Here is a 25,386-nt window from a genome sequence, read left to right on the forward strand (position 1 = left end):
GTCTTAGACTGCCGCCATGACCGCTCACCTGGCTCAGCTCAACGTCGGCGTGCCCGTCGGGCCCCGCGACGATCCCCGCATGGCGGACTTTTACGCCGATATCGACCGGATCAACGCGGTTGCGGACGGGTACCCGGGATTCGTGTGGCGGCTCGTGGACGACGGTGGTGCCGATGCCACCTCGCTGCGGCCGTTCGGCGGGGACCTCATGGTGAACATGTCGGTGTGGGCGTCACTGGAGGATTTGCGACAGTACACATTCCGTAGCGGTCACCTCGACGTTCTGCGACGGCGGCGGGAGTGGTTCGTGCCGCTCGGGGAGGCGCACGCGGTGCTCTGGTGGGTCCCGTCCGGCCACCGGCCGAGCCTCACGGAGGCGCGCGAGCGGCTTGAGCTGCTCCGGGCATCCGGGCCGACGCCGGAGGCTTTCACGTTCCGAGACGTGTTCCCGGCTCCCTGAGGCCGGATCCGATCCGCAAATTGTCAGCCCCGGTCGGTACCCTCGACAGCATGTCCACCAACGCTGACCGCCGCGTAGCCCTGCTCACCCTGGGCTGTGCCCGCAATGAGGTGGACTCCGAGGAGCTCGCCGCCCGGCTGGCCGACGGCGGCTGGTCGGTGACCACCGACGGGACCGACGCCGACGTGGTGCTCGTGAATACCTGCGGCTTCGTGGCCAAGGCGAAGCAGGACTCGATCGACACGCTGCTGGCCGCGGCCGACACCGGGGCCAAGGTCGTCGCGACGGGGTGTCTCGCCGAGCGCTACGGGGAGCAGCTGGCGGGCGAGCTGCCCGAGGCCGACGCGGTGCTGGGCTTCGACCACTACCCGGACATGGCCGCCCGCCTGGACGCGATCCTGGCGGGCGAGTCCATCCCGTCGCACGCCCCGCGCGACCGGCGCACGCTGCTGCCGCTGACGCCGGTGGCGCGCCGGGAGGCGACGGTCGTCACGCCCGGGCACCTGCCGGCCCACCTGCGCGGGGTGATGCGGCACCGGCTCGACCACGGGCCCGTCGCGCCGCTGAAGCTGGCCAGCGGGTGTGACCGCCGGTGCGCGTTCTGCGCCATCCCGGCCTTCCGCGGCGCGTTCGTCTCCCGCACGCCGGAGGAGATCCTGGCCGAGGCCGAGTGGCTCGGCGCCAACGGGGTGCGCGAGCTGGTCCTGGTGAGCGAGAACTCCACCTCCTACGGCAAGGACCTCGGCGACCCGCGGCTGCTGGAGAAGCTTCTGCCCCAGCTCGCCGGGACGGCCGGCATCGTGCGGGTGCGCGTGTCCTACCTGCAGCCGGCCGAGACGCGGCCCGGGCTGATCGAGGCGATCGCCACCACGCCGGGCGTCGCCCCGTATTTCGACCTGTCGTTCCAGCACTCCAGCGAGCCCGTCCTGCGCCGCATGCGCCGCTTCGGCTCCACCGAGCGCTTCCTGGACCTGCTCGCGACCGTGCGCAAGCTCGACCCGGAGGCGGGCGCCCGCAGTAACGTGATCGTCGGATTCCCGGGGGAGACCCGCGAGGACGTCGACGAGCTCGCGCGCTTCCTCACCGAGGCCCGGCTGGACGCGATCGGCGTGTTCGACTACAGCGACGAGGACGGCACCGAGGCGGCCGGCCTGCCGGACAAGGTCTCGGTGGCGACGGTCAAGAAGCGGTACGACTGGATGAGCGCCCTGGCCGAGGAGCTCTGCGCCCAGCGCGCCGGCGACCGGATCGGCTCGTTCGTCGACGTGCTCGTCGACACGGTCGAGCGCCACCCCGACGGCGTGGACGTCGAAGGCCGCGGCGCCCACCAGGCTCCCGAGGTCGACGGCTCCACGACCCTCGTGGCGGGCGGCAACCTCGACCCGGCGTCGCTGCGCCCCGGCGACCTCGTGCGGGCCAAGGTCACGGAGAGTATCGGCGTCGACCTCATCGCGACGCCGACCGAGCTGATCAGCCCGGCGGCGACATGACCCAGGTCAAGCCCGTGCCGCTGCTCAACGCGGCCAACGTCCTCACGGTCGTGCGCATGGTGCTCGTGCCGGTCTTCGTGCTGTGCGTCGTCGCCAGCCGGATGACCCACGACGCCTGGCAGCTCGCCGCGGGCCTGACCTTCATCGTGGCCTCCGCCACCGACTACGTCGACGGCTGGATCGCTCGCGCCCACAACCTCGTCACCTCCTTCGGCAAGGTCGCCGACCCGATCGCGGACAAGGCCCTGACCGGCGCCGCCCTGGTGCTGCTGTCCTTCTACGACCAGGTGCCCTGGTGGGTGACGGCGGTCATCCTGGTCCGCGAGTGGGGCGTGACCGCGCTGCGCTTCTGGGTCATCCGGCACGGGGTCATGCCGGCGAGCCGGGGTGGCAAGGCGAAGACGGCGCTGCAGATTCTGGCCATCGGGTGGTACCTCACGCCGCTGCCGCAAGGCCTGGCGCAGATCGGCCCGTGGCTGATGGCCGCGGCGGTCGTGGTGACGGTGGTCACCGGCGCCGACTATGTGATGCGGGCGATACGGATCCGGCGTGAGTCGCTGGCCCGGGGCGGGGGTGCGGTGCTGCCGGGCCCTGGTGCGGCGCCGGCGGTCGCCCCGCAGGCGGACGAGCCGGTCGCCTGAAGAGACGTGCCGGTCGGCTACGGAGAGGGGCTCGGGTGTCATCGGATCGGGCGGGCGCGATTCTGGCGGCCCTCAAGGAGCGCGGCGAGACCCTTGCCGTGGCCGAGTCGCTGACCGGCGGGCTGCTCGCGGCGGCCTTCGTCGAGGTGCCGGGGGCGAGCCGGGTGTTCCGGGGCGGGATCGTGGCCTACGCGACCGAGCTGAAGGCCAAGCTCCTCGGGGTGCCGCCGCCGTTGCTGTCCTCGCACGGGCCCGTCGACCCCTCCGTGGCCGCGGCGCTCGCGGCCGGGGCCCGGGAGCGGTGCGGCGCGGACTGGGCGGCCGCCACGACCGGGGTCGCCGGACCGGATCCGCAGGACGGCCAGCCGGTCGGGCGCGTCTACGTCGCCGTCGTCGGGCCGCCGCCCGGACCGGGCGAACCGGACCGTGTCGAGGTGCGGGAATTCACCCTTTCGGGGGGCCGGGCCGCGGTGCGGGGCGGCGCGGTCGAGGCCGCCGTCGGGTTGCTGGCCGAGACCCTCGCTGTCTCATAACGGCGGGGCAGGGTGTCGATCGGCGTCTCACCAGGTACCGTGACGAGTACCAGTTTCTTCGCGGTCTTGCCAGCTGCGTCAGAGGGGGTGCCACCGTGCTGCTTCGTCGGGTGATCGGTGACGCGCTGCGAGCGCGACGGCAGGCCCAGCATCGGACCCTTCGTGAGGTGTCCACCGCGGCCAACGTGAGCCTCGGCTACCTCTCGGAGATCGAGCGCGGCCAGAAGGAAGCGTCCAGCGAGCTGCTGGCCGCCATCTGCGAGGCTTTGGGAGCCGCGCTGTCCGAGGTGCTGCGGGATGTGAGCGACAGCCTGGCCCTGGCCGAGGATCTGCCGCCGGTGCTCGTGCCGGTCGGTGCCCCCGAGCCGGTGCCGGACTCCACGTCGGGCGCCAACGAGGTGCCGGCGAATCAACCCGAGCCGGTGCCCGCGGCCACCGCGGCCGGCGAGGCGCCCCAGGCCCGGCTCGTGCGCGGCGCGCCCAAGGCCAAGATCGCCGCGGATGCCAAGCTCTCTGTGGCCGTACGTCATGATGGTCCGCTGCGGACCACCCTGCGCGCGACGCGGGGCCCGGTGGACCGCGAGCGTGACGTCGTCTACGCCGCCTGAGTGTGCCGGCCGGCGTCGTCCGTGCGCCCGAGTGCGTGCAGGGATCGGCGTCGGCCGCGGCGTTTGAGCGCGCGGAGGTCCGGCGGGGATTGATCGGGATTCGACTCGACCTGCCACACTTGGGGCCGTGAGCTACCCGAACCGGCGGCGTAACCCGCTCCCGATCATCATCGCCGCGGTGATCGGCGTGTTCGCGATCTGCGGCGTATATCTCTTCCTCGCCAACCGCGGCGACGACAAGGGCGGCAACAGCAAGGCCGACAACCCGCGTCGTGAGGGCTGCATCACGCTGAACATCACCGCGTCCAGCGAGAAGGCCGCGCTGATGACGGAGTTCGCGAAGAGCTACATCAAGTCCGACCGGCGCTTCGACGGCAAGTGCGCCGACCCCGTGGTGCAGACCAAGGCCTCCGGCGCGGCACTCGACGCGCTCGCGGCCGGCTGGGACACCAAGACGGACGGCGCGCAGCCGGCGGTCTGGACCCCCGCGTCGGCGTCGTGGGTCGCGCTGCTCAAGCAGCGCCTGGCCAGCGGCGACAAGGGCGGCCTGGTCCCCGACGGCAAGCTGCCCATGATCGCGCAGTCGCCGCTGGTCCTGGCCATGCCCAAGCCGATGGCCGAGGCGCTCGGGTGGCCGGACAAGCAGATCGGCTGGGGCGACGTCTTCGGGCTGATCAACGACCCGAACGGCTGGGGTTCCAAGGGCCACCCCGAGTGGGGCCGGTTCCGGCTCGGCAAGACCAACCCGCACTTCTCCACGTCGGGGCTTAACGCCACGGTCGGCGCGTACTTCGCCGCCACCGGGCGCTCGACCGACCTCACCGACAAGGATCTCGCCGACCCGAAGGTGCTGCAGTACGTCAGGTCGGTGGAGTCCAGCGTCGTGCACTACGGCGACACCACGCTGACGTTCCTGTCCAACCAGCTCGCCGCGGACCAGGGCGGGCGCGGGCTCAACTACGTCAGCGCGGTCGCGGTCGAGGAGAAGTCGGTCTACGACTACAACACCGGCAACCCGACCGGCGACCCGGCGCTGGCCGGCAAGGGGCCCAAGCCGCGGGTACCGCTCGTCGCGATCTACCCCAAGGAAGGCACGCTGGTCAGCGACCACCCGTACGTGGTGCTGACCAACGCCAGCGACGAGCAGAAGGCCGCGGCCGCCGACTTCCTCGCCTACGTGCGCGACGCGGGCCAGCAGAAGCGCTTTACCGACCTGGCCTTTCGCACCTTCGAAGGCAAGGCCGGCTCGGCGGTCACCCGCGACAACGGGCTGCTGCCCGACGCGAAGTACACGGTGATCGACCCGCCGTCGCCGCAGGTGCTCGAGAAGGCGCTGAGCACGTGGGACGCGCAGCGCAAGCGGGCCAAGGTGCTGCTGGTCCTCGACGTGTCGGGCTCGATGAACAACGAGGCCGGCGGCCAGACCCGCATGGAGCTGGCCAAGCAGGCGGCGCTGCAGTCGCTGACGCTGCTCGCGCCGGACGACGAGGTCGGGCTGTGGACGTTCTCGACCGAGGTCGGCGGGGCCAGCACGCCCTACACCGAGCGGGTCCCCGTGGCCGCGCTCTCGGCCAACAAGGCTCAGCTGGAGCAGGTGATAAGGGGTATCAGCGCCGAGGGCGGGACGGCCCTGTACGCCACCACGCGGGCCGCGCAGCGCAAGATGGTCGAGCTGAGCGACCCGAGCCGGATCAACGCGGTCGTGGTGCTCACGGACGGCAAGAACGAGTACCCCAAGGACAGCGACCTCGACGCGCTCGTGCGCGACGTGGACACGTCGGACAAGGAGATCCCGGTCCGCGTGTTCACCATCGCCTACGGCGGGCAGGCCGACCTGGGAGTCCTGCAGAAGATCTCCTCGGCCTCGCGCGCGGCGGCGTACGACGCGAGCGACCCGACGACGATCGACAACGTGCTCGTCAACGTCCTCAGCAACTTCTGATCCTCAGGTCGAAGGGGCACACTTACCGTCGTGGGCGTCAAGGAGCAGCTGACCGAGCCGTGGGGACTCGTCGCCGCGGGCGTGCTGGGGGGCATGGGCGGTGCCGTGGCGGCCGCCCTGGCCCCGGCCGGCCTGCTCGTCGGCGTGCCGGTCGGGCTCGCGGTCGCGGGCGCGGTGTACGGGATCCGGGTCGGCCTCGGCGTGCTCACCGACCGCGGCGGCTCGTCGCCCCGGCCGGTGAACGCCGCGCCGCCGCCGAATCTGCCCACCCCGCCGCGGGGCAGCGACGCCGAGCGGTTCCTCAAGCGCGCCGAGGCCGCGGTGCGCACGCTGCGCCGGCAGGCGGAGGGCACCGGCGACCCGATCCTGCGCAGCCAGATCTCCGAGGTCGACGACTCGGCCGCCGGGGCGCTCGGGGACCTCGCCCGCTTCGCCGGGCAGGTGACGCTGATCGACCAGACGGCGGCGGGGATCAACACGCAGCGGCTCCGGCAGGAGTACAACCAACTGGAGCGGGGCCTGTCCGGCCTGCCCCCGGGACCGTTGCGCGACGAACGGGAGCGGGCCCGGCGCGCCGTCGCGGACCAGCTCGACGTGGGTCAGCGGCTGCGCGAGGCCCGCGAGATGCTCCTGGCCCGCATGCAGTCCGCGGTGCTGGGCATGGAGGGCCTGGTCGCGCGGATGGCGGAGCTGGTCGCCCTGCACGCGACCACGGTCGGCGGCGCGCCGCTGACCGCGTCCAAGCTGGCGGAGCTCACCAACGACCTCGAAGGCCTGCGCGCCGGCCTGGCCGAGGCCGAGCGGCTGTCGCGCTCGGCGCTCTCGGGTGGGGATGTCCCGGGCCCGCAGCCCTGAGATCCCCCTGACTTGTGTCCGCAATGTACGTGTTTGGCAGTGATTTTCCGGGGGTCGGCCCGCGACCGGACGTGACGCTCTAGCGCGAGCCTGACACGATAGAAGCTGCACGTCCCCGTGCTGGCCGAGAGAGGACCGCGAAATGGCGAATCCGTTCGCTAAGGGCTGGAAGTACCTCATGGCGCTGTTCGGTGCCAAGATCGACGAGTACGCCGATCCGAAGGTGCAGATCCAGCAGGCGATCGAGGACGCGCAGCGTCAGCACCAGGCGCTCGTGCAGCAGGCCGCGGCGGTGATCGGCAACCAGCGGCAGCTGGAGATGCGGCTGTCCCGGCAGATGTCCGAGGTCGAGAAGCTGCAGGGTTCCGCGCGGCAGGCGCTGATGCTCGCCGACAAGTCCCGGGCCGAGGGGGACGAGGCGAAGGCGACGCAGTACGAGCAGACGGCGCAGGTGTTCGCCACCCAGCTCGTCGCGGCCGAGCAGGGCATGGAGGACCTCAAGACCCTCCACGACCAGTCGCTCAACGCCGCCGCCCAGGCGCGCAAGGCGGTCGAGAACAACGCGATGATGCTCCAGCAGAAGCTGGCCGAGCGCACGAAGCTGCTCAGCCAGCTCGAGCAGGCGAAGATGCAGGAGACCGTCGCGAAGTCGCTCGAGTCGATGAGCGGCCTCGCCGCCCCCGGCAACACCCCGTCGCTGGACGAGGTGCGGGAGAAGATCGAGCGGCGGTACGCCAACGCCATGGGCCGCGCCGAGCTCGCCTCGAACTCGGTGGAGGGCCGCATGCTCGAGGTGCAGCGCTCGACCCTCGACATGGCCGGCAGCTCCCGCCTCGACCAGATCCGCGCGAGCATGGCCGGCGAGAAGCTCGCCGCCGCGCCCGAGTCGCCCTCGGTCGCCGCGGCGGGGCCGAAGGACGCCAGCATCTCCCGGCTCGACGAGATCCGGGCCAGCATGAAGGACAAGCAGGCTGGAGACTCGGCCAGCGCGGGCTGACCGGGGATTGGGGGCGGTTATGGCCAGCGATCGGACCAAGCACCTCAAGCGGCTGCGGAAACTGCACCGCTCCGCCCGGGGCTGGACCGTGCGGGCCGGCCTGCTCACCGGGGCGACCGCCGTCCTCGTGCCGTATGCCGGCCTCGGCCTGCCCGACGCGTTCTGGGCGGCCGCGGCCGGCGGCTCCATCGCCATCACCTGGTGGCGCTGGCTGGACTACCGGGCCTTCCGCGCGCTGCCGGTGCCGGCCGAGCCCGATCCGGCGCTCGCGGGCGCCGTGGCGCGGGAGAAGCTCGTCGGGCTCGTCCAGCGGCTTCCGGTCGGGCGCACCGCGATCGCCGAGTTCGACCGGCAGCGCGACGCGTTCAAGCTGCGGGGCCTCACCGTCGCCGAGCCCTGGCGTCGCCTGGACCGTGCCGCCACCATGCTCAGCGGGCTGGTCGGGCGGCTCGGACCGGCGGCCGAGGGGGCCGTGCTGGACGCGGCGGTGGCCGAGCGGCAGCTGCGCGACCTCGCGCAGCGGTGCGCGTCCGTGGAGCGCACGATGCGCATCGGGCCCTCGGGTGATGCGCTGCGGCCCGCGCATCGGATGCTCGCCGAGCAGCTCGAGCAGGGGGTCACCGCGTACGAGCAGTTCGTGACCGCCGCTGCCGGGTGTGTCGCCGAGGACAATGCGGCGGTGGGCAGCCTCGCGGATGCGACGGCGTTCTTGCGTGGGGTGGCAGAGGGGCTTGCGGACCTGCGTAACCCTCAGGCCGCGCCGCGTCCGCAGACCGCTTGATCCCGGGTCCGCGCCGGACCTTCGGCCGCCGCGAGAACGCCTGAGGCCGCCGCGGGGTCATGCGGCCCCGCACCGCCGCTTGGAGGCCCGTCCCGCTCGCTGGGGTCGCGTGCGTAACCTCGCGGATCCGAAAAGGCGTGGCGCGCGCAGGGCCCGACTTTCTCGGAAACACCCTCGCGGAATGACGGCTCACTCCGTCGGCAGCAGATAACGCCAGCTCGCCCGGACCACGGTGCCGTCGGCCATACGGTACGTCGGCCAGGCCCCGCGCTGATCCAGGTCCCGCGTGAGCATCCGCACCGCCTCCCGCGCCGCGTCGCCGTCCAGGTCGGTGCGGCGCAGGCCCTCCGCGTCGGGGGACGGCAGCGTGACCCCCGTCGGCCACGGCTTCACCGTCGCCGACGGGCCCGGGTCGGGCACGATCGGCGAGCCGGTGCCCGCCTGTCCCTCGAGCGCCGGAACGGCCACGACGCGGACGCGGGCGGCGAGGTACGGCTGCGCGGTCGCCGACACCGTCTTGTGCACGGCGGCGAGGCGGTCGCGGGCGTCGTAGAGCACATCGGCGTACACGTGATCGGATTTGAGCTCGTCGAGCCCCTCCGCCGTGAACGTCAGCGACCCCGTCGGCGACCACACCGAGACCTTCGTCACGGGCGCGTCGGCGATCGTCGTGGTCGGCGTCGGCTTCTTCTGCGACGCGCCCGCGCGCAGGTCGTCCGCGATGCCGCCGGCGAGGGTGCGCAGCTGGTCGGGGTCCAGGCGCGAGCGGTACGTCGCGTCCGCGACGGCGTCGCCGTCGCCGTAGACGACGAGGCGGGGCGGGCGCAGGGCGGCGATCCCGGCCGCGGTGAACCCGCCGGTGAGCTCCCACGTCGCGATCGGCTGGTCCTGGGGCGGGTTGAACGAGTTGGCCGGGGTGGGCGTCACCAGTGGCGTGCCGTCGCACGCGGACAGCGTGGCCGCCGCGAAGAACCCGGCGAGCAGGCCGCGCCGGGTCATGCGGTGATCCATCGCGCCCCTCCCCATGAGACGTACCGGCCAGCACCCTACCCCGTGCGCGCCATCCCGAAGCACGCCGGTCACGGGGGTAACAACCGCGGAGCGGCCGATGCGGATACGTCGCGCAATAACTGGGCTTCAAATTTGGCTTAGGGGATGGGGCATTGCGGGGCAGGCTGGCTAGCGTCACGAGGGTGCACATGCCGTACGACATCCAGCGCTTCTGGCTTGTCGACCTCGACGCCGAGGGCGACCTCGTGCTCGTGCGGCCGCGCGGTCACGCCCGGTCCGGGGGTCCGTTCCCGGGCTGGCAGTGCGGGCACCAGTACGTGATGCGATCGTGGTCGCCGCCGGTCCATCGGCGGATGGTGGTGCGGCACCGGCGGCAGGGCTGACCGGCGCGCTCGAACACCCAGTTGGTCTCGCCGCGGCGCAGCGAGCCCGTCGTGGTCTGGGTGAAGCGGCCCCGGTTCGAGTTGAGCAGCGCGTGGGCCTTCGCGACCAGCGCGCCCGGGTCCGCGACGTCGCCGGTGGGCGTCCACGGTGACACGCCGCGCAGGAACAGCGTTTCGGCCTTGTACAGGTTCCCGATCCCGGCGAGATTGCGCTGGTCGAGCAGCGCGTCGGCGATCCAGCGCTCGGGCCGGGCCAGCAGCCGGCGCACCGCCTCGTCGGCGTCCCAGTCCTCGCCCATCAGGTCGGGGCCGAGGTGCCCGACGAGCCGTGCCTCCTCGCGCGTGGGCACCAGGGCGAGCTCGTGCAGATGGAAGCCGACGGCGACCGCGGCCGGCGTGTGCAGGGCGACGCGGATCAGGTGCGCGGGGCGGCCGGTCCAGCGCTCACCCGGCCGGTACGTGCGCCACGCGCCGTCCATGCGCAGGTGGGAGTGCAGGGTGAGCGGCTCCCGGCCGTCCTTCGTCAGCCGCAGCAGCAGGTGCTTGCCCCGGCACGCGGACTCGGCGACGGTCCAGCCGGACACGTCGGCCGCCGCCAGCCGCGGCACCCGGAAGTCGCTGCGTGTGATGGTCTGGCCGGTGATCGCCGCACCGAGCACGCGCGCGGTGTTCCAGACGGTGTCGCCCTCGGGCACGCGTCAGCCGCCGGCCGGGGCCACGCAGTAGCGCTGCAGGTGCCCGCGGGCCTCGAGCGCGGCGACGACCGAGTCGGCGTCCGAGCGCGACTCGAGGCGGGCCACCTCGTACCGCTCGCCGTCGTCGCCCTCGCGCAGGACGAGCCACAGCCCGGCCTCGACGCGGGCGCGCACCTTCCGGGCGTCCTTCTCGGCCTGCCGGAGGTGGCCGGCGGCCTGCTCCTCGGCGGTGCGCAGGATCTGCTCGACCCGGGTGCCGAGCCCGGAGAGCGTCGGGCGGCCTTCCTCGTCCTCGCCCTCGTCGCCCGGCACGGAGGCCGCCGGCCCGCTCGCGGCGACCATGACGAGCCCGACGACCGTCGCGGCGACGCCGGTCCACAGGGCCGTGGCCTGCGCCCGGGACGCGGCGAGCTGCGAGCCGGCGAACAGCCCGACGCCGAGCCCGATCAGCAGGTACGCCACACGCCTCATGACACTGAGAGGCTAGCCGATCCGCTCCAGCTGCATGATCCCGTCACCGGCGGGCAGCGCCGAGATACGCCCGGTCGGGCGGTACCCGGCCTTCTCGTAGAGCCGGCGCGCCCGCGCGTTGCTCGTGCGCGTCCACAGCGTGGTGCGGGCCCACCCGGCCGCGTGCAGCGCGTCGAGGACCAGGCCACCGAGGCCCGAACCCCAGCGCGCGGGCGCGACGAAGACCATGGACACGTGGCCCTCCCCGGCGACGGGCGCCCCCGCGCCGTCGTCCGCCCGGCCCGGCTCGGCCAGCCCCATCGCCACCGTCTCGCCCTGGTCGACGGCCACGACGACGAGCGCGCCGGGCTCGCGAAGCTTGGCGCGCACCCGCTCCACGCGCGTGGGCGCGGGCGCGTGGCCGCGCGCCTCGTTGGCGGCCCGCCACACCTCCAGCGCGGGTTCGAGGTCGCCCGGCCCGGCCCTGCGCACATCGATCACCTACGCAGTGAGCACCTGGCGGCCCATCGGTGTCAACCGCTGGCACAGCGCGGGCGGGGGCCAGGTGACGCTGCGCAGCTCGTCGGCGTACGACATCCAGTAGTGCCCGCTGCCGTCGTGGTCGAAGTAGGCGTGCGACTCGTAGGCGACCCGGTGCGCGGGGTCCCGGATCCAGGCCACCGGATGCATCTCGCCCCACGAGGGCGGTCCGATGGGGGTGTACCCGCTGACGAGGATCGCCCGCCGGTCCCCGGTCGCGCGGATGGCGTCGACCGCCTCCTGGGCCGCACGCTGCCAGATCAACGCGCCCGCGCGCCCGTCCGCGGCCAGCCGCGTCGGCTCGTTCAGCAGCCCGAGCCCGATCACCGACCGGTCGTCGGCCGCGACGCTCAGCCGCCGCCAGAAGTCGGCCAGGGCCGTCGTCGGCAGCGCGAACTCGCCGAGCCGCAGCATCCGCGGAGGGCCGGCCCGCCCGCCCCCGAGCGCGTAGTCGCCGTAGTTGTGCAGGTCGATGATGACCGCGAGCCCGGCCCGCCGCGCGTGCTCGAGCGCGTCGCGCACCCGCGCGAGCTCGGTCACGTCCAGCGGCCCGAACGGCTGCGGCTGCAGCCGCTCCCAGTTGACCGCGAGCCGCACGAGGCGCACGCCGCGGCCGGCCAGGAACGCGTAGCTCGACGGCGTCTCGTACGTGTAGTCCAGGCCGTAGCGGCCCGGGTTCGTGGTGCCGAAGCCGCCGTCGCTGTCCGAGGCGGCGAACGAGCCGGCGGCCAGGTTCACGCCGCGCAGATAGCCGGGTGTACTCGCATGCCGCTCGACGACGTGCGCCTGCGGCCCGGCCACGTCGACCCGCAGGCCCTGCGCGACCGGGCGGTACACGGCCATCGGGTAGTTCGCGGGCCACGTGCCGGCGGCCCAGGCGGTGACGGGGAGCCCGATCGCGTCGGCCGCCTCGTACCAGACCTCGGCGACCCGGCTCCACTGCGCCGCGTCCCGGTCGCCGGGCCAGCCGATCTCGCCGATGAACCCGGTCGCGTGGTTGCGGCTCAGCCAGGCGGAGAAGTTGGCGAGCCCGGCCACGGCGCGGGCCTGCACGATGTCGTCGACGCAGAGCACCTTGACGGGCCGGGGTTGCGCCAGCGGTACCGCCAGCGCCGCCACGAGGATCAGCAGCACGCCACCGAGCGCGAAGCCCTGTTGCGTCCTCCTCGCGACCGGCCCGGCACCGGGCCGTCCCCGGGTGACGCGCCGCCCGCGCGGCCTCGGCGGCGTTCCCTCGCCACCCCGCGGCTCCGTCGCGCGGTCTGCCCGCTCGGGCGCGTCGTCTCGTTCGGAGGCGTCGTCCCGCTCGGGCGCGTTGTGCTGCTCCCGCGCGTCGTCTCGTTCGGAGGCGTCGTCTCGTTCGGGCGCGTCCTCCCGCTCGGGCGCGTTGTGCTGCTCCCGCGCGTCGTCTCGTTCGGACGCGTCCTCCCGTTGTCGCGCCTCGTGTCGCTCGGGCGGCCGCTGCGTTCGCGGAGGGTGGGCGCTTTCGTGTGCTGCGTCGCTCCCGGGCACGCCGGGGAACTGCCCACTTTTCGGCGTTGTATCGCCGCGCGGGCTCAGTCGAGCAGGGGCGCCACCTCGGCCGCGATCAGCTCCAGGTGCTCGAGGTCGCGCAGGTCCAGCAGCTGCAGGAACGCGCGGGAGGCGCCGGCCTTCACGAAGCCGCGGATTTGCTCGGCGATGCGTTGCGGCGTGCCGTACAGCTGACCGGCCTGCGGCCCGCCGGGGTTCAGGCCGACCGCCTCCGCGCGGCGGCGGATCTCGGCCTCGTTCGCGCCGCACACGATCGTCTGCGCGAACGAGAACACGATCGGCGCGCGCCCGTCGCGCCCCTCGGCCTCGATCGCCTCGACCACGCGCCGGTACTGCGCGGCGGTGTCCTCCAGCGACGCGAACGGCACGTTGAACTCGTCGGCGTACCGCGCGGCGAGCCGCGGCGTGCGCTTCGGCCCCGTCCCGCCGATGATCACCGGCGGCCCCGCGGGCTGCACGGGCTTGGGCAGCGCCGGGGACTCGACGAGGTCGTAGTAGCGGCCTTCGAAGGAGTACGTCATGCCGGGCGGCGTCGCCCAGAGCCCCTTGATGATCTCCAGTTGCTCGGTGAGCCGGTCGAAACGCTCGCGCACGGGCGGGAACGGGATGCCGTACGCCGCGTGCTCCCGCTCGTACCAGCCCGTGCCCAGCCCCAGCTCGACCCGCCCCCCGCTCATCGCGTCGACCTGCGCCACCGCGATCGCGAGCGGCCCCGGGAGCCGGAACGTCGCCGAGGTCACGAGCGTGCCGAGCCGGATCGTCGAGGTCTCCCGCGCGAGCGCGCCGAGCGTCACCCACGAGTCGGTCGGCCCCGGCATTCCGTCACCGGTCTCGGTCAGATAGTGGTCGGAACGGAAGAACGCCTCGAAGCCGAGTTCCTCGGCCCGGCGCGCGATGGCAAGCTGGTCGTCGTACGTAGCCCCCAGCTGGGGCTCGGTGAACACACAAAGCCGCATGGAGCGGACACTATCGCGATGATCTCGTTCACGACCGACTACGGCCTCTCGGACGGCTTCGTGGCGGCCTGTCACGGCGTGCTCGCCCGCCTCGCCCCGCAGGCCCGCGTCCTCGATATCACCCACCTGATCCCACCCGGCGACGTCCGCCGCGGCGCCGCGATCCTGGCCCAGACGGTCCCGTCCCTGCCCCGGGGCGTCCATCTGGCCGTGGTCGACCCCGGCGTGGGCACGGCCCGCCGCCCGATCGCCATCGCCACGGCCGACGGCAGCTTCCTCGTGGGCCCCGACAACGGCCTGCTCGTCCCCGCGGCCCTCGCGCTGGGCGGCGTGGCCACGGCCGTGGCGCTGACGAACCGCTCGTGGTTCGCGCCGCAGGTCTCGCACACCTTCCACGGCCGCGACATCTTCGCCCCCGTGGCCGCGCGCCTGTCCGAGGGCGCCGCCCTGCTCGACGCGGGCGAGGAGATCACGGACTGGGTGACACTGCCGCAGCCGTACGTCGAGCAGACCCCCGGCCGCCTGGTGGCCGAAGTCCAGACGGTGGACCACTTCGGCAACGTCCAGCTGGCCGCCACGGCCGCGGCCCTGTCCCGGATCCCGGCCCACGTCGCGGTGAACGGCGCCCCGGCCCTGCACACGACGACCTTCGGCAACGCGAACCCGAACGCCCTGGTGCTCCTCGCCGACTCGGCGGGCTACGCGGCGGTCGCGGTGAACGGCGGCAACGCAGCCGAGCGCCTGACCCTGTCCCCGGGCGACCGGGTGACCATCACGTACTGACCCCGCACACCGCGCCCGGCATACGACTCGCCCGGCATTCGGCTCGCCCGGGATTCGGCTCGCCCGGCGAGCGAACGCGCGCCGGGTCACACCGGGTCGTCGTGCGCGTGGGTCGCCTTCACCATCGTGCCTTCCCGCGCTTCGCTTGCACCGCATGGCCGCTGCGCTTGACACGCTGTCCCGCACCGCACGATTGCCGCACCCGCGCGCGGCCCACCGCGCTTCGCGCACCCGCGCGCGGCCCACCGCGCTTCGCGCACCCGCGCGCGGCCCACCGCGCTTCGCGCACCCGCGCGGCCCACCGCGCTCCGCGCGGCCCACCGCGCACCCGCGCGCGGCCCACCGCGCTCCGCGCACCCGCGCGGCCCACCGCGCACGCGCGGCCCACCGCATTCCGCGCACCCGCGCGCGCTCCGCGCGCGGCGCCGCGCGGCGGCCCGGGCTGCCGGGCCGGCGCGAGCCGCGCCGCCGGAGCGGCGAGGTGTTCGTGCCCGCCGACTCGCCAGGCGTGGGCCGGTCGAGGCCGATGGTCAGTCGAGGTCGATGGTCAGCCGCGTAGTCGTAGTCCTCTCGGTGTGCTGCGGAACCCTGCGCTCGCCAGCGCGTCGCGCAGCGGCGACTGCAGGATCGACTCCCCATCCGCGCGCTCGACCGACAGCGCCCCCAACGCGCCCCGGTGCACCGCGTCCGCCAGCGCCTTCGCCGCCAGGGCGAGCAGCTCCGGGTCGTCGGCGTAGGACAGCAGGGTGCGCCCGCCGCGCTCGACGTAGAGGGTCAGGTCGCCGCCCACGGTGACGACCAGCGAGCCGGCCTTGCGGCCCGCGCGGTGGCCGGACCGCTCGCCGTCGCCCACGTCGACGACCCGCTCGGGCCAGGGCAGGGCCGCGCCGTACGGGTTGGCCGGGTCGGTCGCGGCCAGCACGAGCGCGTCGCGGTGCTCGGTCCCGCCCCGGAGGCGGTCGACCGCGCCCGGCAGGGCGAACTGGGCGGCGCCGAGGCCCTCGACGAAGTACCCGCGCCGGGCCGCGCCGCGCTCCTCCATCGCGGCGAGCACCGGGTAGACGCCGGCGAAGGCGCCCGGCAGGTCCTCGGCCATGACCGCGCCGCGGGTGACGACCCCGTGCCGGTCCAGCAGCAGCTCGGCGTTGGCGGTCGCGCGCCGGGTCGGGTCGAGGTCGCGCTCGGGCAGCCGATACCACCGGCCCGCGGCCGTCGGCGGCCCGCTGCGGGCCACGGCGAGCGCGGTGCGGCCGAGCGAGAGCGATCCCGCCCGCCGGTAGCGCGACTTCGGCGCCGAGGGCCGCGACCGATGCGCCCCGCCCCCGCCGAGCTTCGCCCGCAGCGGTGCGATCGTGTCGTTGGACAGGTGGCCGGCCCAGACGAGGTCCCAGAGGGCGGCGACGAGCTCCTCCTCGGGCGCGTGGATGTGCTCGGCGAGCCCGCGGAAGAACAGTGCCTGCCCGCCGGCGAGGGCGTCGAGCACGGCCTCGTGCAGCGGCCCGCCCACCTCGGCGACCGGTGGCAGGAGCAGCGGCGCGGCGTCGGCGAAGGCGAGCGTCACCCAGCCGTCGTGCTCGCCGATCGAGCCCGTGCCGGCCCACACCAGGTCGCCCGAGGCCGTGAGCTCGTCGAGGTAGGCCTGGCTGTAGTCCCCGACCCGGGCCGGCAGGATGAGCCGCTCCAGCGCCGAGGCGGGCATCGCCACCCCCTGCAGCTGCTCGATCGCCGACGCCACGGCCTCCACGCCGCGGGCCCGGGAGGAGCCGATGATGTGGTGCCACTGCGGCAGGAACCGGGCCAGCACGCGCGGCGGCACCGGCTCGATCTCGCGGCGCAGCGCGGCCAGCGAGCGGCGGCGCAGCAGGCGCAGGATCTCGGCGTCGCACCACTCGGTGCCGGCCCCCGCGGGGGAGAACTCGCCGGACACGGCCGAGGGCAGCCGGCGCAGCGCCTGCTCGACGACGAACACCCCGAGCCCGAAGCGCGCCGCGCACGCCGCGGCGGTGAACGGCGCGTGGGTGCGCGCGTAGCGGCTCACCAGGTCGGCGAGCGGGTCCGCGACCGGCTCGAGGTAGGCGGAGGGCAGCCCGACCGGCAGCGCCACCCCCAGCGCGTCGCGGTATCGCCCGGCGTCCTCGACGGCGATCCAGCGTGTCTCCCCGGCGACGCGGACCTGGATCGCGCGCCGCTGATCGGCCAGCTCTCGCGCCCAGGCCGGGTCGGCGCCGCGGGCCGCGAGCTCGTCGTCGCCGAGGTCGCCGAGCACCCGCAGCATCTCGGCGACGTCCTCGGCGTCGCGCGGGGTGCGCTGCTCGCCGAGCCACTGCAGGCTCGCCTCCGTCTCGGCGACCACGGCCGGGTCGAGCAGCTCCCGCAGCTCCACCCGCCCGAGCAGCTCCGCGAGCAGGGTCGGGTCGAGCGCGAGGGCGGCGGCGCGGCGCTCGGCCAGCGGCGCGTCGCCCTCGTAGAGAAACGCCCCGACGTAGCCGAACAGCAGCGAGCGGGCGAACGGGGAGGGCCGCTCGGTCTCGACCTCGACCAGCCGCAGTTTGCGCCCGGCCACGTCGCGCATCACCCCGACGAGCCCGGCCACGTCGAACACGTCCTGCAGGCACTCCCGCGCGGCCTCCAGCGTGATCGGGAAGTCGGCGTAGTCGCGGGCCACGTCGAGCAGCTGGGCGGAGCGCTGACGCTGCTGCCACAGCGGCTGCCGGCGGCGTGGGTCCCGCCGCGGCAGCAGCAGGGCCCGGGCCGCGCACTCGCGGAACCGCGCCGCGAACATCGCCGACGTGCCGACCGTCTCCTCGACGATCGCGGCGATCTCGTCCGGGTCGAAGGCGACCAGCTCGGCGCCGGGCGGCTCGTCGGCCACGTCGGGCAGCCGGACCACGATCCCGTCGTCGCTGGGCATGACCTGGGCATCCACCCCGTACCGCTCCTGCAGCCGCCGCCCGATCGCCAGCGCCCACGGCGCGTTGACGCGGGCCCCGAGGACACAGTGGACGGTCATCCGCCAGTCCCCGAGCTCGTCGCGGAACCGCTCGACCAGCACCGTGCGGTCGTCGGGCAGGTGCCGGGTCGCGGCCCGCTGCTCGCGCAGGTAGGCCAGCAGGTTGTCGGCCGCCCAGTCGTCGAGCCCGCCGGCCCGCAGGTGCGCCCGGGCCGCCTCGTCGCCGGACTTCACGAATCCGCGCAGCCGCGCTCCGATCGCCCGCCCCAGCTCCACCGGCCGCCCCGGCGAGTCGCCCTTCCAGAACGGCATCTTCGCCGCGGCGCCGGGCGCGGGGGAGACCAGCACCCGGTCGGGGGTAATGTCCTCGATCCGCCACGACGTCGAGCCGAGCAGGAACACGTCGCCGACCCGCGACTCGTAGACCATCTCCTCGTCGAGCTCGCCGACCCGGGCCGCCTTCTCCGCGCCCGCCAGGAACACGCCGAACATGCCCCGGTCGGGGATCGTGCCGCCGCTGGTGACGGCGAGCCGCTGGGCGCCGGGGCGGGCCGAGAGCTGCCCCTCGGTGCGGTCCCACACGAGCCGCGGCCGCAGCTCGGCGAAGGCGGTGGACGGGTAGCGCCCGGCCAGCATGTCCAGCACCGCGAACAGCGCCGAGTCGGGCAGGTCGGCGTAGACCGCGGCCCGCCGCACCAGCTTGGCGAGGTCGTCGACGGACCAGGGCTCCATCGACACCATCGCGACGATCTGCTGGGCCAGGACGTCGAGCGGGTTGCGCGGGTAGCGCAGCTCCTCGATGCCGCCCTCCACCATGCGCTCGGCCACGACCGCGCACGAGACCAGGTCGCCGCGGTGCTTGGGGAAGACCACGCCGCGGGAGACGGCCCCGACCTGGTGCCCGGCCCGCCCGACCCGCTGCAGCCCGGCCGCGACGCTCGGCGGCGCCTCGATCTGCACCACCAGGTCGACGGCGCCCATGTCGATGCCCAGCTCCAGGCTGGAGGTGGCGACGACGGCCGGCAGCTGCCCGGACTTGAGCGCCTCCTCGATGTGCTTGCGTTCCTCGCGGGAGACGCTGCCGTGGTGCGCGCGGGCCACGATCGGCGGCGCGCCCCCGGCCATGCCGGCCTGGGCCATCATCTCGGCCGGGGTGCGGGCCGGCTCCGGCTGCGGCACCCCGGCGCGGGCCCCGGCCAGCTCGTTGATCCGGGCGCAGAGCCGCTCGGCGCCGCGCCGCGAATTGGTGAACACGATGGTCGAGCGGTGGGCCTGGATCAGGTCGAGCACGCGCTCCTCGACGGCCGGCCAGATGGACGCCTGCCGGGGCGCCCCGTCGTCGTCCTCGCCGGGCGCGGCCTCGCCCAGTGCCGTCATGTCCTCGACCGGCACCTGGACCTCGACCTCGATGGTCTTGGTGCTGGGCGGCTGGACGATCTCCACCGGCGCCGCCCCGCCCAGGAAGCGCGCGGTCTCGTCGATGGGCCGCACGGTCGCCGAGAGCCCGATGCGCTGCGCCGGCCGCTCCAGCAGCGCGTCCAGCCGCTCGAGCGACAGCGCCAGGTGCGCGCCGCGCTTGGTGGCGCAGACCGCGTGCACCTCGTCGATGATCACGGTCTCGACGCCGCGCAGCGACTCCCGCGCCTGCGAGGTGAGCAGCAGGAACAGCGACTCGGGAGTGGTGATCAGGATGTCCGGCGGGGTGCGGGCGAAGGCCCGGCGCTCGTCGGCCGGGGTGTCACCGGTGCGCATGCCCACCCGGATGTCGGGCGGCTCCTGGCCGAGCCGCGCGGCGGCCTGCCGGATGCCGGCCAGCGGGGCCCGCAGGTTGCGCTCGACGTCGACGGCCAGGGCCTTGAGCGGGCTGACGTAGAGCACCCGGCACCGGCGGGCGGGCTCGACGGGTGGCTCGGCGGCCAACTGATCGAGGGACCACAAGAACGCGGCGAGGGTCTTGCCGGAGCCGGTCGGTGCCACCACGAGCGCGTGCCGGCCGGCGCTGATCGCCCGCCACGCGCCCGCCTGTGCCCTGGTCGGCGCCGCGAACGCGGCGCGGAACCACTCGCGTGTCGCCGCTGCGAAACCATCCAGCTCTGCCATGCCCACAATCCTGCCCCGGGGGTACGACACTTTTTCAGAGCGGCGACGATTTGCCCGAATTGGTCCGTTTGGCTACTGTATTGCACACCCGAAGGGACACCCGAACTTGCCTGGCCGGGCAGCGAAGGGGTCCCCTGCCCGGTCAGGCGGGGGACCCCGAATGCGGCCACGCGGCGCAGTGGCGGATGTCTCAGGAGAGGCTGGACGTCGCGAGCTTCACGCTGAAGGCCAGGAACGCGCCCCCGACCAGCGTCGTCAGCCCCTTGGCGAGCCGGCGCCGCGCCCGGAAGCGATCGGCGAGGTACCGTCCGCCGAAGATCAGCCCCGTCAGGTACAGCGCGCTGAGCACCTCCGCGATCGCGCCGAGCACCGCGAAGCTGACGCCCGGCAGCGGGTACGACGGATCCACGAACAGGATGAAGAACGACACGAAGAACAGGATCGCCTTCGGGTTGAGCAGGCTGATCACGAGCGCCCGGCGGAAGGGTCGGTCCGCGGGCACGGCCGGTGCCGGCGCGTTCTCCGCGCGACCGCGCCGCAGCGTGCTCACGACGAGCCGGATGCCGACGAAGGCCAGGTACGCCGCGCCGGCGTACTTCACGATGCCGAACAGCCACGGCGTGCTGTGCAGCAGCGAGGCCACCCCACCGGCCGACAGCGTCATGAGCACCGCGTCGCCGAGCCACACCCCCGCCGCCGCCCGGTAGCCGTCGCGCACCCCGCGCCGCGCGGCGACGGAGAGCACGTACAGCGAGTTGGGCCCCGGTAACAGCACGATCGCGAGCGTGCCGAGCACGTATGTCAGGGGGTTGGTGATGCCGAGCACGTGCCGCCTCCGGTGTCCAGCGCCGCGGCCAGCCGGTCTCGTGCGGCGGGCCACTCGTCGATGATCATGGAGTAGAGCACGGTGTCGCGCCGGCTGCCATCAGCCCTTTGGCGGTGGCTGCGCAAAACGCCCTCCCGCTGCGCGCCGAGCCGCTCGATCGCCCGCTGGGAGCGCTCGTTGCGCACGTCCGTGTGCCACTCGACCCGCAGCGCGCCGAGGGTGTCGAAGGCGTGCCGCAGCATCAACAGCTTCGACTCGGTGTTGACCGCGCTGCGCCACCAGGGCCGGCCGATCATGGTGTGCCCGATGGCGACGCCTCGTTGCACCGGATTGACGGCGTAGTACGAGGTGCTGCCCACGATCCGCCCGGTCGCGACGTCGCGCTGCACGAAGGGCACCCGATCGGGGTCGGCCAGCGCCGCGGCGATGATCGCGGCCGTCTGCGCGACCGAGCGCGGCCGCGGGATCGTGAGGTGCGTCCAGACCTCCGCGTCGTCCAGTGCCGCGAACAGCCCGGGCGCGTGGGCGTGATCGAGCGGCTCGAGCACGATGTGGCGGCCCCGCAGCGCGCCCGGGTGTCGCCAGGGATCACTGTCCGGACGCAGATACCCCGGCAGCGGTACCTCCTGAGCCTCCGCGGGCACCGGAAGGCCCCGCGTGAGCACGAGCGGTACGACTCCTGCCCAGTGCGGCAACGAGGCGTCCTCGGGATCGTCCTTCGGGCCGCCGCGCCGGACCTTGGCCGAGGCCTCGGCGAGGGGCAGCGCGAGCAGCGACGTCTGCGCGGACTCGCGGCGGCTCGGGCGCCGGCTGTCGGCGTCGCGCCCGGGCGCGACCTTGTCCACGAGCGCGGCGAACGCGCGGGCGCGCTCGTCCTCGTCCGCGACCGGGCGCGCGATGCCGTGGACGATCACCGAGCGGTAGTTGGCGCTGTGGTTGAACTGCGAGCGGGCCAGGACGAGCCCGTCGATGATCGTCACCGCGACGCACACGGGCAGCCCCTCCGTGCGCGCGGCGAGCATCGGGCGGCTGCCGGTCGAACCGTGCAGGTACAGCGTGTCGCCGACGCGCGCGTGCAGCGTCGGCAGCACCCGCGGCTCGCCGTCGGCGACGTAGCCGAGATGGCAGACGTACGCCTCGTCCAGCACCTCGTGCACCAGTTCGACGTCGTAGGAGGCCCGTTCGGGCATGCGCCGCGGCGTGCTGCGCGCCGTCTGCTGATACGTCTCCACGGTGCTCCTTATGTACTAGTACAAAAGCGCGAATGTGGCAGTACAATAGCAGCCCGGGCCTGAGCAGCGGCAACCAAAAAATGTCGGACCCCCTCGCTACTGTCCCCACCGATCGAGGGCACCGCCCGCAAAACGGGGGCGGGCGGTGCCTCGCATTCGGGGGGAGGCACCGCCATGCAATTCGTTCTCACACTCCTGGCCGCATCGGCACGCATCACGCTGCGACGCTCCGTCGGCCGCTTCGGCGGCAGGGAGAAGCGAACCTCGACGCAGTCGCGTTCCGGTCGCCGACGGCCCACGTCCCGGGCGACCACGGCGGTCTCGGCCGCACCGACGCCCATCGGCCTGCTTCGGCCGGCTGTGACGCTCCACCGCCGGGAGGCGAGCCACTTCCGGGCGGCCGGGGCTCTGGACGTCACGGAGGTGCCGACCTCCAGCGTCGACTCCTGCGCCGCCGAATGCCTTCCCGCCCGGGCGCGCGCGGCCGAGAAGGCCCCTGACCTCGGCGAAGTTGATCGAGCCGGTCGCCGGCGGATGCCGGGACGACCACGGCTCCGGCCGTTTCCGAAATATTTGCGCACCCGCAACGGCCTGTCGACGGTTGAACGGGGAGTAGGCGGCCCCGCCGCAGGGTCCGGCCGCGCGCCGGCCGCTCGTTCAGGGAGGAAGAGCATGCGACCCGACCACCCGCGGTCAACCCTCACGCCCACGATTCCTCACCTGCCGGCGGCCCGGTTCCTGACGCTCCCCGCTCCCCGGCTCGTGCCGGTCGTCCGCGTTCTCACCGCGCCGGGGTCCCTCTTGCCGGCCCGGGCCTGGTGCTCCCTCGACATGACCGGCCCGTCCGCGGCTCCCGCACCCCTCGCACACGGCCTCACGCTGCCGCCGATGTCACTGCTGTCCGCCCCGGCCCGGACCCCGGCGCTGTCCGGCCGGACCCGGTGCTCGCTCGCGGTCACGGCGCCTTGTCCGCCGCCGGTCTCCTTAACTGTCCGGCCGACGACGGAGGCGATCGCGGCCCCGGTGTCCACACGCGGGCTCGCGATGTCGTCGGCCCCGGTGCTCCTCGCTCCGGCCGGTCCCACATCCGAGCTGCCGGGCCGCACCTCCTGCTCGCTCGGCGTCCTCGACACCGACGCCGGACGCCCGTCTTCCGACTGGGGAGTCAAGGGCGCCTACGCGGTGCTGGTCGCTCCCGCGGTCGCCTCGGGCCCGGCCGGACTGTCGGCTCGGGCCTCGTGCGAGCTCGTCGCGCCACCGGCCCCCGCTGACGTCGCCGCCCAGGTGCGTCTGCTCCTGCCCTTGGCCGTGACCGTCGAACCGGACGCATCCGTCGACCCCCGGACGCCTGCGTCCGTGGCGCCCGGGTCCGCGGCGGAGCCGGTCGCGGCCGGAGCCGTGCGGGGCGAATGCGAAACCGCCGACGGGCCCACGGCCGGAGCCGTGCGGGGCGAATACCAAAGCGCCGGCGGGCCGGACGCGGCCGGAGGCGCGCGGCGGGAACGGCAGAACGCGGCGGAGCCGGCGTCGGGGCTTCGCGATCGGGGGCGCAACGGCGGGCGCGGGCAGTGGCGGCGCCTCGGCGGGCGGGCGAAGGAGCTCGCCGGGGTCGTGGTCGCGGTGCTCGTGGCGCTCGTCGTGGGCGGCTGCGGGGCCGGCGGCGAGCAGCCCGGGTCGACCTCGGCGGCGGCGTCGACCGACCCGGCCGGGAAGGACGCGCTGGTGGTGGCGGTGAAGGCGCTGCAGGGGACGACCTACGGGTACACGATGAAGATCGACAACGGGACCGTCACCGGGGTCGTGGACCCGACCGGGAAGCGGCAGGCGCGGCTCGACTCGGTCGCGTCGGGGGTGAAGTTCTCGCTCGAGGGGATCGTGCTCGGGGGCGGGGAGCGGTACTTCCGCACGAGCATTCCGGCGGCCGGGGTGAGCGCGAAGAAGTGGTACCGGTTCGATCGGACCAAGGTGACACGGACGGAGATCATCGGGCTGTTCGAGACCAAGGACCCGACCAGCAGCCAGGACTTCGTGTCCCGGGTCGCCCAGGCTCGGCTCGAGGCCGGCGGGAAGATCACGGGCACCTACGACCTCACGCGCGGCGGCGACCTCGGGCTCGCGGACCAGGCGGGGCTCGCGGCGCTCGGCGACCGCGCGAAGGCGGTGCCGTTCGTGGTGACGCTCGATGCGCAGGGGCGGCTGGCCTCGGTGCTGGTGACGGTGCCCGCGTACGCGGGGGCGGCCGAGCGCACGCTCACCGTCGACTACCGCGACCAGGGCAAGCCGGCGCAGGTCACGGCTCCGAAGGCGGCGGAGGTCGCGCCCGCGAACGCCGCTGTCTACAACCTGTTGAACAACTGAACTTTGGCTTTGGCCGCGGGCCTGGGGCGCGGGGAGGCCGGTACGCTCCGCCGCGTGACGAGGACGACCGCCCGGCCGGGGCGACCCGAGGACACGGTGCGCCGTACGCACGGGAAGAACCGCGGCTTCGGAGTCGATGGCGCGGTCCGGCCCGGGGCCGGTTCGTCGGCGGTGGCCACGCGCGAGGGCGCGGCGGGCGGGTCGCGGGAGCCTGGCCCGGTGCGTGGTCGGGTGCCTGGTCCGGTGCGCGGTCCGATGCCTGGTCCGGTGCCTGGTCCGGTGCGTGGCCCGGTGCGTGGTCCGGTGCCTCGTCCGGTGTCTGGCCTGGTGTCTGGTCCGGTGTCTGGCCCGGGCGGGGCACCGGTTGGCGTCCGGGTGCGTGGTTTCGGTGCGGAGGCGGTCCCAGGACTGGGCACGGCCCCGAGGCTGGGAGCGGTCTCGGCGTGGAGCGCTCGGTGCGGGAAGGCGGTGGCCGCGGCTCTGCTCGTCGCGGCGGCGCTCGCGGGCTGCACGCACCACGGGGTTCAGCCGGCGCCTACGGTCAGTGTCAAGCCGTCGCCCAGCGGGTTGGCGGCCGGGGTCTGGCATCTCGGGTTCAGCAGTTACCGGTTCAAGGTGGTCGCCAAGGAGGGCAGCTACACCGGCGGGATCGATCCGCTCGCGGATCTGCTCGACGCGTCGGTCTCCGTCAGTTCCAGCGGGGCCTCGCTCACGATCGACACCGTTGAGGTGCGCGGGAGCGCGTACACGCGGCTCACCGGGTTGCCGCTGCCGGGGTTCGACGGGAAGGCCTGGTACCGGATCGATTCGGCCCGGGTCACGAAGCCGGGGGCGCTCGGGCTCAGCGCCACCAAGGATCCGACCGGGGTGCAGGCGCTCATCGCGGCCTCGCACGATGTCCGGCGGGACGGGCGCACGTACTCCGGCACCGTCGACATGACCCGGATCGTCGCGTGGGGGCCGGTCAACGTCGGGCAGGTCATGCAGCTCGGAGACGCGGCCCGGGCGGTGCCGTTCGAGGCGAGCGTGGACGAGCGGGAGCGGCTGGTCTCGGTCACGGTGCGCATCCCGGACAACCCGGTTACGGCGACCTACTCGGACTTCGGCACGACCGTGAACGCCGTGGAGCCCAAGGACGCGCAGCCGTTGCCCGACCACCTCTACGGCATGCTCGGACTCTAAGCGAAGGCGCAAGAGGCGAACACGCGAGAGGCGAAGGCGGGGAGAGACGAAGGCGGGAGACGCGAAGGCGCGAGGGGCGA

At 74.0% G+C, this 25,386-nt stretch carries 21 protein-coding genes; 12 read left to right on the top strand and 9 right to left on the bottom strand.

The genetic code is table 11. From position 1 onward, the window contains the following. The first annotated feature begins 16 nt into the window (after nt 1-16). From ACQP2P_RS07455 to pspM, 9 genes are all read left to right on the top strand, one after another. Nucleotides 17-460, top strand: a complete 444-nt coding sequence (locus ACQP2P_RS07455; RefSeq protein WP_433614169.1) for a DUF3291 domain-containing protein — start codon at nt 17-19, stop codon at nt 458-460. 50 nt (nt 461-510) lie between these two features. After that, a complete protein-coding gene (gene rimO, locus ACQP2P_RS07460; protein WP_433614170.1) occupies nt 511-1,950 on the top strand; it encodes a 30S ribosomal protein S12 methylthiotransferase RimO in 1,440 nt (479 codons plus the stop codon). Then, complete coding sequence (pgsA, locus tag ACQP2P_RS07465; RefSeq protein WP_433614171.1) at nt 1,947-2,591, top strand: CDP-diacylglycerol--glycerol-3-phosphate 3-phosphatidyltransferase; 645 nt, start codon at nt 1,947-1,949, stop codon at nt 2,589-2,591. Before rimO ends, pgsA begins: the two co-directional genes overlap by 4 nt. A gap of 35 nt (nt 2,592-2,626) precedes the next feature. Next, nucleotides 2,627-3,124, top strand: coding sequence for a CinA family protein (locus ACQP2P_RS07470; RefSeq protein ID WP_433614172.1), 498 nt, complete (start codon nt 2,627-2,629; stop codon nt 3,122-3,124). Nucleotides 3,125-3,219: 95 nt separating this feature from the next. After that, nucleotides 3,220-3,732: a helix-turn-helix domain-containing protein gene (locus tag ACQP2P_RS07475; RefSeq protein ID WP_433614173.1), complete on the top strand. Its 513-nt coding sequence runs from the start codon at nt 3,220-3,222 to the stop codon at nt 3,730-3,732. A gap of 127 nt (nt 3,733-3,859) precedes the next feature. Then, nucleotides 3,860-5,674, top strand: a complete 1,815-nt coding sequence (locus ACQP2P_RS07480; RefSeq protein WP_433614174.1) for a substrate-binding domain-containing protein — start codon at nt 3,860-3,862, stop codon at nt 5,672-5,674. A gap of 30 nt (nt 5,675-5,704) precedes the next feature. Then, complete coding sequence (locus tag ACQP2P_RS07485) at nt 5,705-6,529, top strand: hypothetical protein (protein WP_433614175.1); 825 nt, start codon at nt 5,705-5,707, stop codon at nt 6,527-6,529. A gap of 142 nt (nt 6,530-6,671) precedes the next feature. Next, nucleotides 6,672-7,526 carry a PspA/IM30 family protein gene (locus ACQP2P_RS07490; RefSeq protein ID WP_433084441.1) on the top strand — a complete coding sequence of 285 codons (855 nt, stop codon included), beginning with the start codon at nt 6,672-6,674 and terminating at the stop codon, nt 7,524-7,526. Nucleotides 7,527-7,545: 19 nt separating this feature from the next. Further along, complete coding sequence (pspM, locus tag ACQP2P_RS07495; RefSeq protein ID WP_433614176.1) at nt 7,546-8,307, top strand: phage shock envelope stress response protein PspM; 762 nt, start codon at nt 7,546-7,548, stop codon at nt 8,305-8,307. Between the two features lie 189 nt (nt 8,308-8,496). Here pspM and ACQP2P_RS07500 read toward each other — a convergent pair whose 3' ends face one another. From ACQP2P_RS07500 to ACQP2P_RS07525, 6 genes are all read right to left on the bottom strand, one after another. Continuing rightward, complete coding sequence (locus ACQP2P_RS07500) at nt 8,497-9,306, bottom strand: hypothetical protein (protein ID WP_433614177.1); 810 nt, start codon at nt 9,304-9,306, stop codon at nt 8,497-8,499. Between the two features lie 277 nt (nt 9,307-9,583). Next, entirely contained in the window at nt 9,584-10,396 is an 813-nt protein-coding gene (locus ACQP2P_RS07505) for a DNA-formamidopyrimidine glycosylase family protein (RefSeq protein WP_433614178.1), read from the bottom strand. A 3-nt stretch (nt 10,397-10,399) separates the two neighbouring features. Then, nucleotides 10,400-10,867: a hypothetical protein gene (locus ACQP2P_RS07510; protein WP_433614179.1), complete on the bottom strand. Its 468-nt coding sequence runs from the start codon at nt 10,865-10,867 to the stop codon at nt 10,400-10,402. Nucleotides 10,868-10,879: 12 nt separating this feature from the next. Next, nucleotides 10,880-11,347, bottom strand: coding sequence for an N-acetyltransferase family protein (locus tag ACQP2P_RS07515; protein ID WP_433614180.1), 468 nt, complete (start codon nt 11,345-11,347; stop codon nt 10,880-10,882). Further along, nucleotides 11,348-12,520 carry a glycoside hydrolase family 5 protein gene (locus tag ACQP2P_RS07520; RefSeq protein WP_433614181.1) on the bottom strand — a complete coding sequence of 391 codons (1,173 nt, stop codon included), beginning with the start codon at nt 12,518-12,520 and terminating at the stop codon, nt 11,348-11,350. A 422-nt stretch (nt 12,521-12,942) separates the two neighbouring features. Then, a complete protein-coding gene (locus ACQP2P_RS07525; protein ID WP_433614182.1) occupies nt 12,943-13,875 on the bottom strand; it encodes an LLM class F420-dependent oxidoreductase in 933 nt (310 codons plus the stop codon). Nucleotides 13,876-13,893: 18 nt separating this feature from the next. Here ACQP2P_RS07525 and ACQP2P_RS07530 point away from each other — a divergent pair, with 18 nt between their 5' ends. Further along, on the top strand, nt 13,894-14,658 hold the full coding sequence (locus tag ACQP2P_RS07530; protein WP_433614183.1) for an SAM hydrolase/SAM-dependent halogenase family protein: 765 nt from the start codon (nt 13,894-13,896) through the stop codon (nt 14,656-14,658). 547 nt (nt 14,659-15,205) lie between these two features. On the opposite strand, the gene ACQP2P_RS07535 is transcribed toward ACQP2P_RS07530, so the two are convergent. The 3 genes from ACQP2P_RS07535 to ACQP2P_RS07545 all read right to left on the bottom strand — a co-directional run bounded on the left by ACQP2P_RS07535 (nt 15,206) and on the right by ACQP2P_RS07545 (nt 21,766). Next, nucleotides 15,206-19,708, bottom strand: a complete 4,503-nt coding sequence (locus ACQP2P_RS07535) for an ATP-dependent helicase (RefSeq protein ID WP_433614184.1) — start codon at nt 19,706-19,708, stop codon at nt 15,206-15,208. A 190-nt stretch (nt 19,709-19,898) separates the two neighbouring features. Next, complete coding sequence (gene leuE, locus ACQP2P_RS07540; RefSeq protein ID WP_433614185.1) at nt 19,899-20,534, bottom strand: leucine efflux protein LeuE; 636 nt, start codon at nt 20,532-20,534, stop codon at nt 19,899-19,901. Beyond that, nucleotides 20,510-21,766 (bottom strand): bifunctional pyridoxamine 5'-phosphate oxidase family protein/GNAT family N-acetyltransferase, encoded by a 1,257-nt coding sequence (locus tag ACQP2P_RS07545; RefSeq protein WP_433614186.1) that lies wholly within the window; start codon nt 21,764-21,766, stop codon nt 20,510-20,512. Before ACQP2P_RS07545 ends, leuE begins: the two co-directional genes overlap by 25 nt. A 1,023-nt stretch (nt 21,767-22,789) precedes the next feature. Here ACQP2P_RS07545 and ACQP2P_RS07550 point away from each other — a divergent pair. Further along, a complete protein-coding gene (locus ACQP2P_RS07550; protein ID WP_433614187.1) occupies nt 22,790-24,124 on the top strand; it encodes a hypothetical protein in 1,335 nt (444 codons plus the stop codon). 468 nt (nt 24,125-24,592) lie between these two features. After that, nucleotides 24,593-25,306: a hypothetical protein gene (locus tag ACQP2P_RS07555; protein ID WP_433614188.1), complete on the top strand. Its 714-nt coding sequence runs from the start codon at nt 24,593-24,595 to the stop codon at nt 25,304-25,306. The last annotated feature ends 80 nt before the right edge of the window (nt 25,307-25,386 follow it).

The organism is Dactylosporangium sp. CA-139114, from assembly GCF_050955725.1.
GTDB lineage: Bacteria > Actinomycetota > Actinomycetes > Mycobacteriales > Micromonosporaceae > Dactylosporangium.

Bases quoted from the DNA above. Each gene is read 5' to 3' on its own strand.
- pgsA (WP_433614171.1), top strand. From the start codon at position 1,947: ATGACCCAGGTCAAGCCCGTGCCGCTGCTCAACGCGGCCAACGTCCTC.
- pspM (WP_433614176.1), top strand. From the start codon at position 7,546: ATGGCCAGCGATCGGACCAAGCACCTCAAGCGGCTGCGGAAACTGCAC.
- ACQP2P_RS07510 (WP_433614179.1), bottom strand. From the start codon at position 10,867: ATGAGGCGTGTGGCGTACCTGCTGATCGGGCTCGGCGTCGGGCTGTTC.
- ACQP2P_RS07455 (WP_433614169.1), top strand. From the start codon at position 17: ATGACCGCTCACCTGGCTCAGCTCAACGTCGGCGTGCCCGTCGGGCCC.
- ACQP2P_RS07525 (WP_433614182.1), bottom strand. From the start codon at position 13,875: ATGCGGCTTTGTGTGTTCACCGAGCCCCAGCTGGGGGCTACGTACGAC.
- rimO (WP_433614170.1), top strand. From the start codon at position 511: ATGTCCACCAACGCTGACCGCCGCGTAGCCCTGCTCACCCTGGGCTGT.
- ACQP2P_RS07535 (WP_433614184.1), bottom strand. From the start codon at position 19,708: ATGGCAGAGCTGGATGGTTTCGCAGCGGCGACACGCGAGTGGTTCCGC.
- ACQP2P_RS07490 (WP_433084441.1), top strand. From the start codon at position 6,672: ATGGCGAATCCGTTCGCTAAGGGCTGGAAGTACCTCATGGCGCTGTTC.
- ACQP2P_RS07530 (WP_433614183.1), top strand. From the start codon at position 13,894: ATGATCTCGTTCACGACCGACTACGGCCTCTCGGACGGCTTCGTGGCG.
- ACQP2P_RS07500 (WP_433614177.1), bottom strand. From the start codon at position 9,306: ATGACCCGGCGCGGCCTGCTCGCCGGGTTCTTCGCGGCGGCCACGCTG.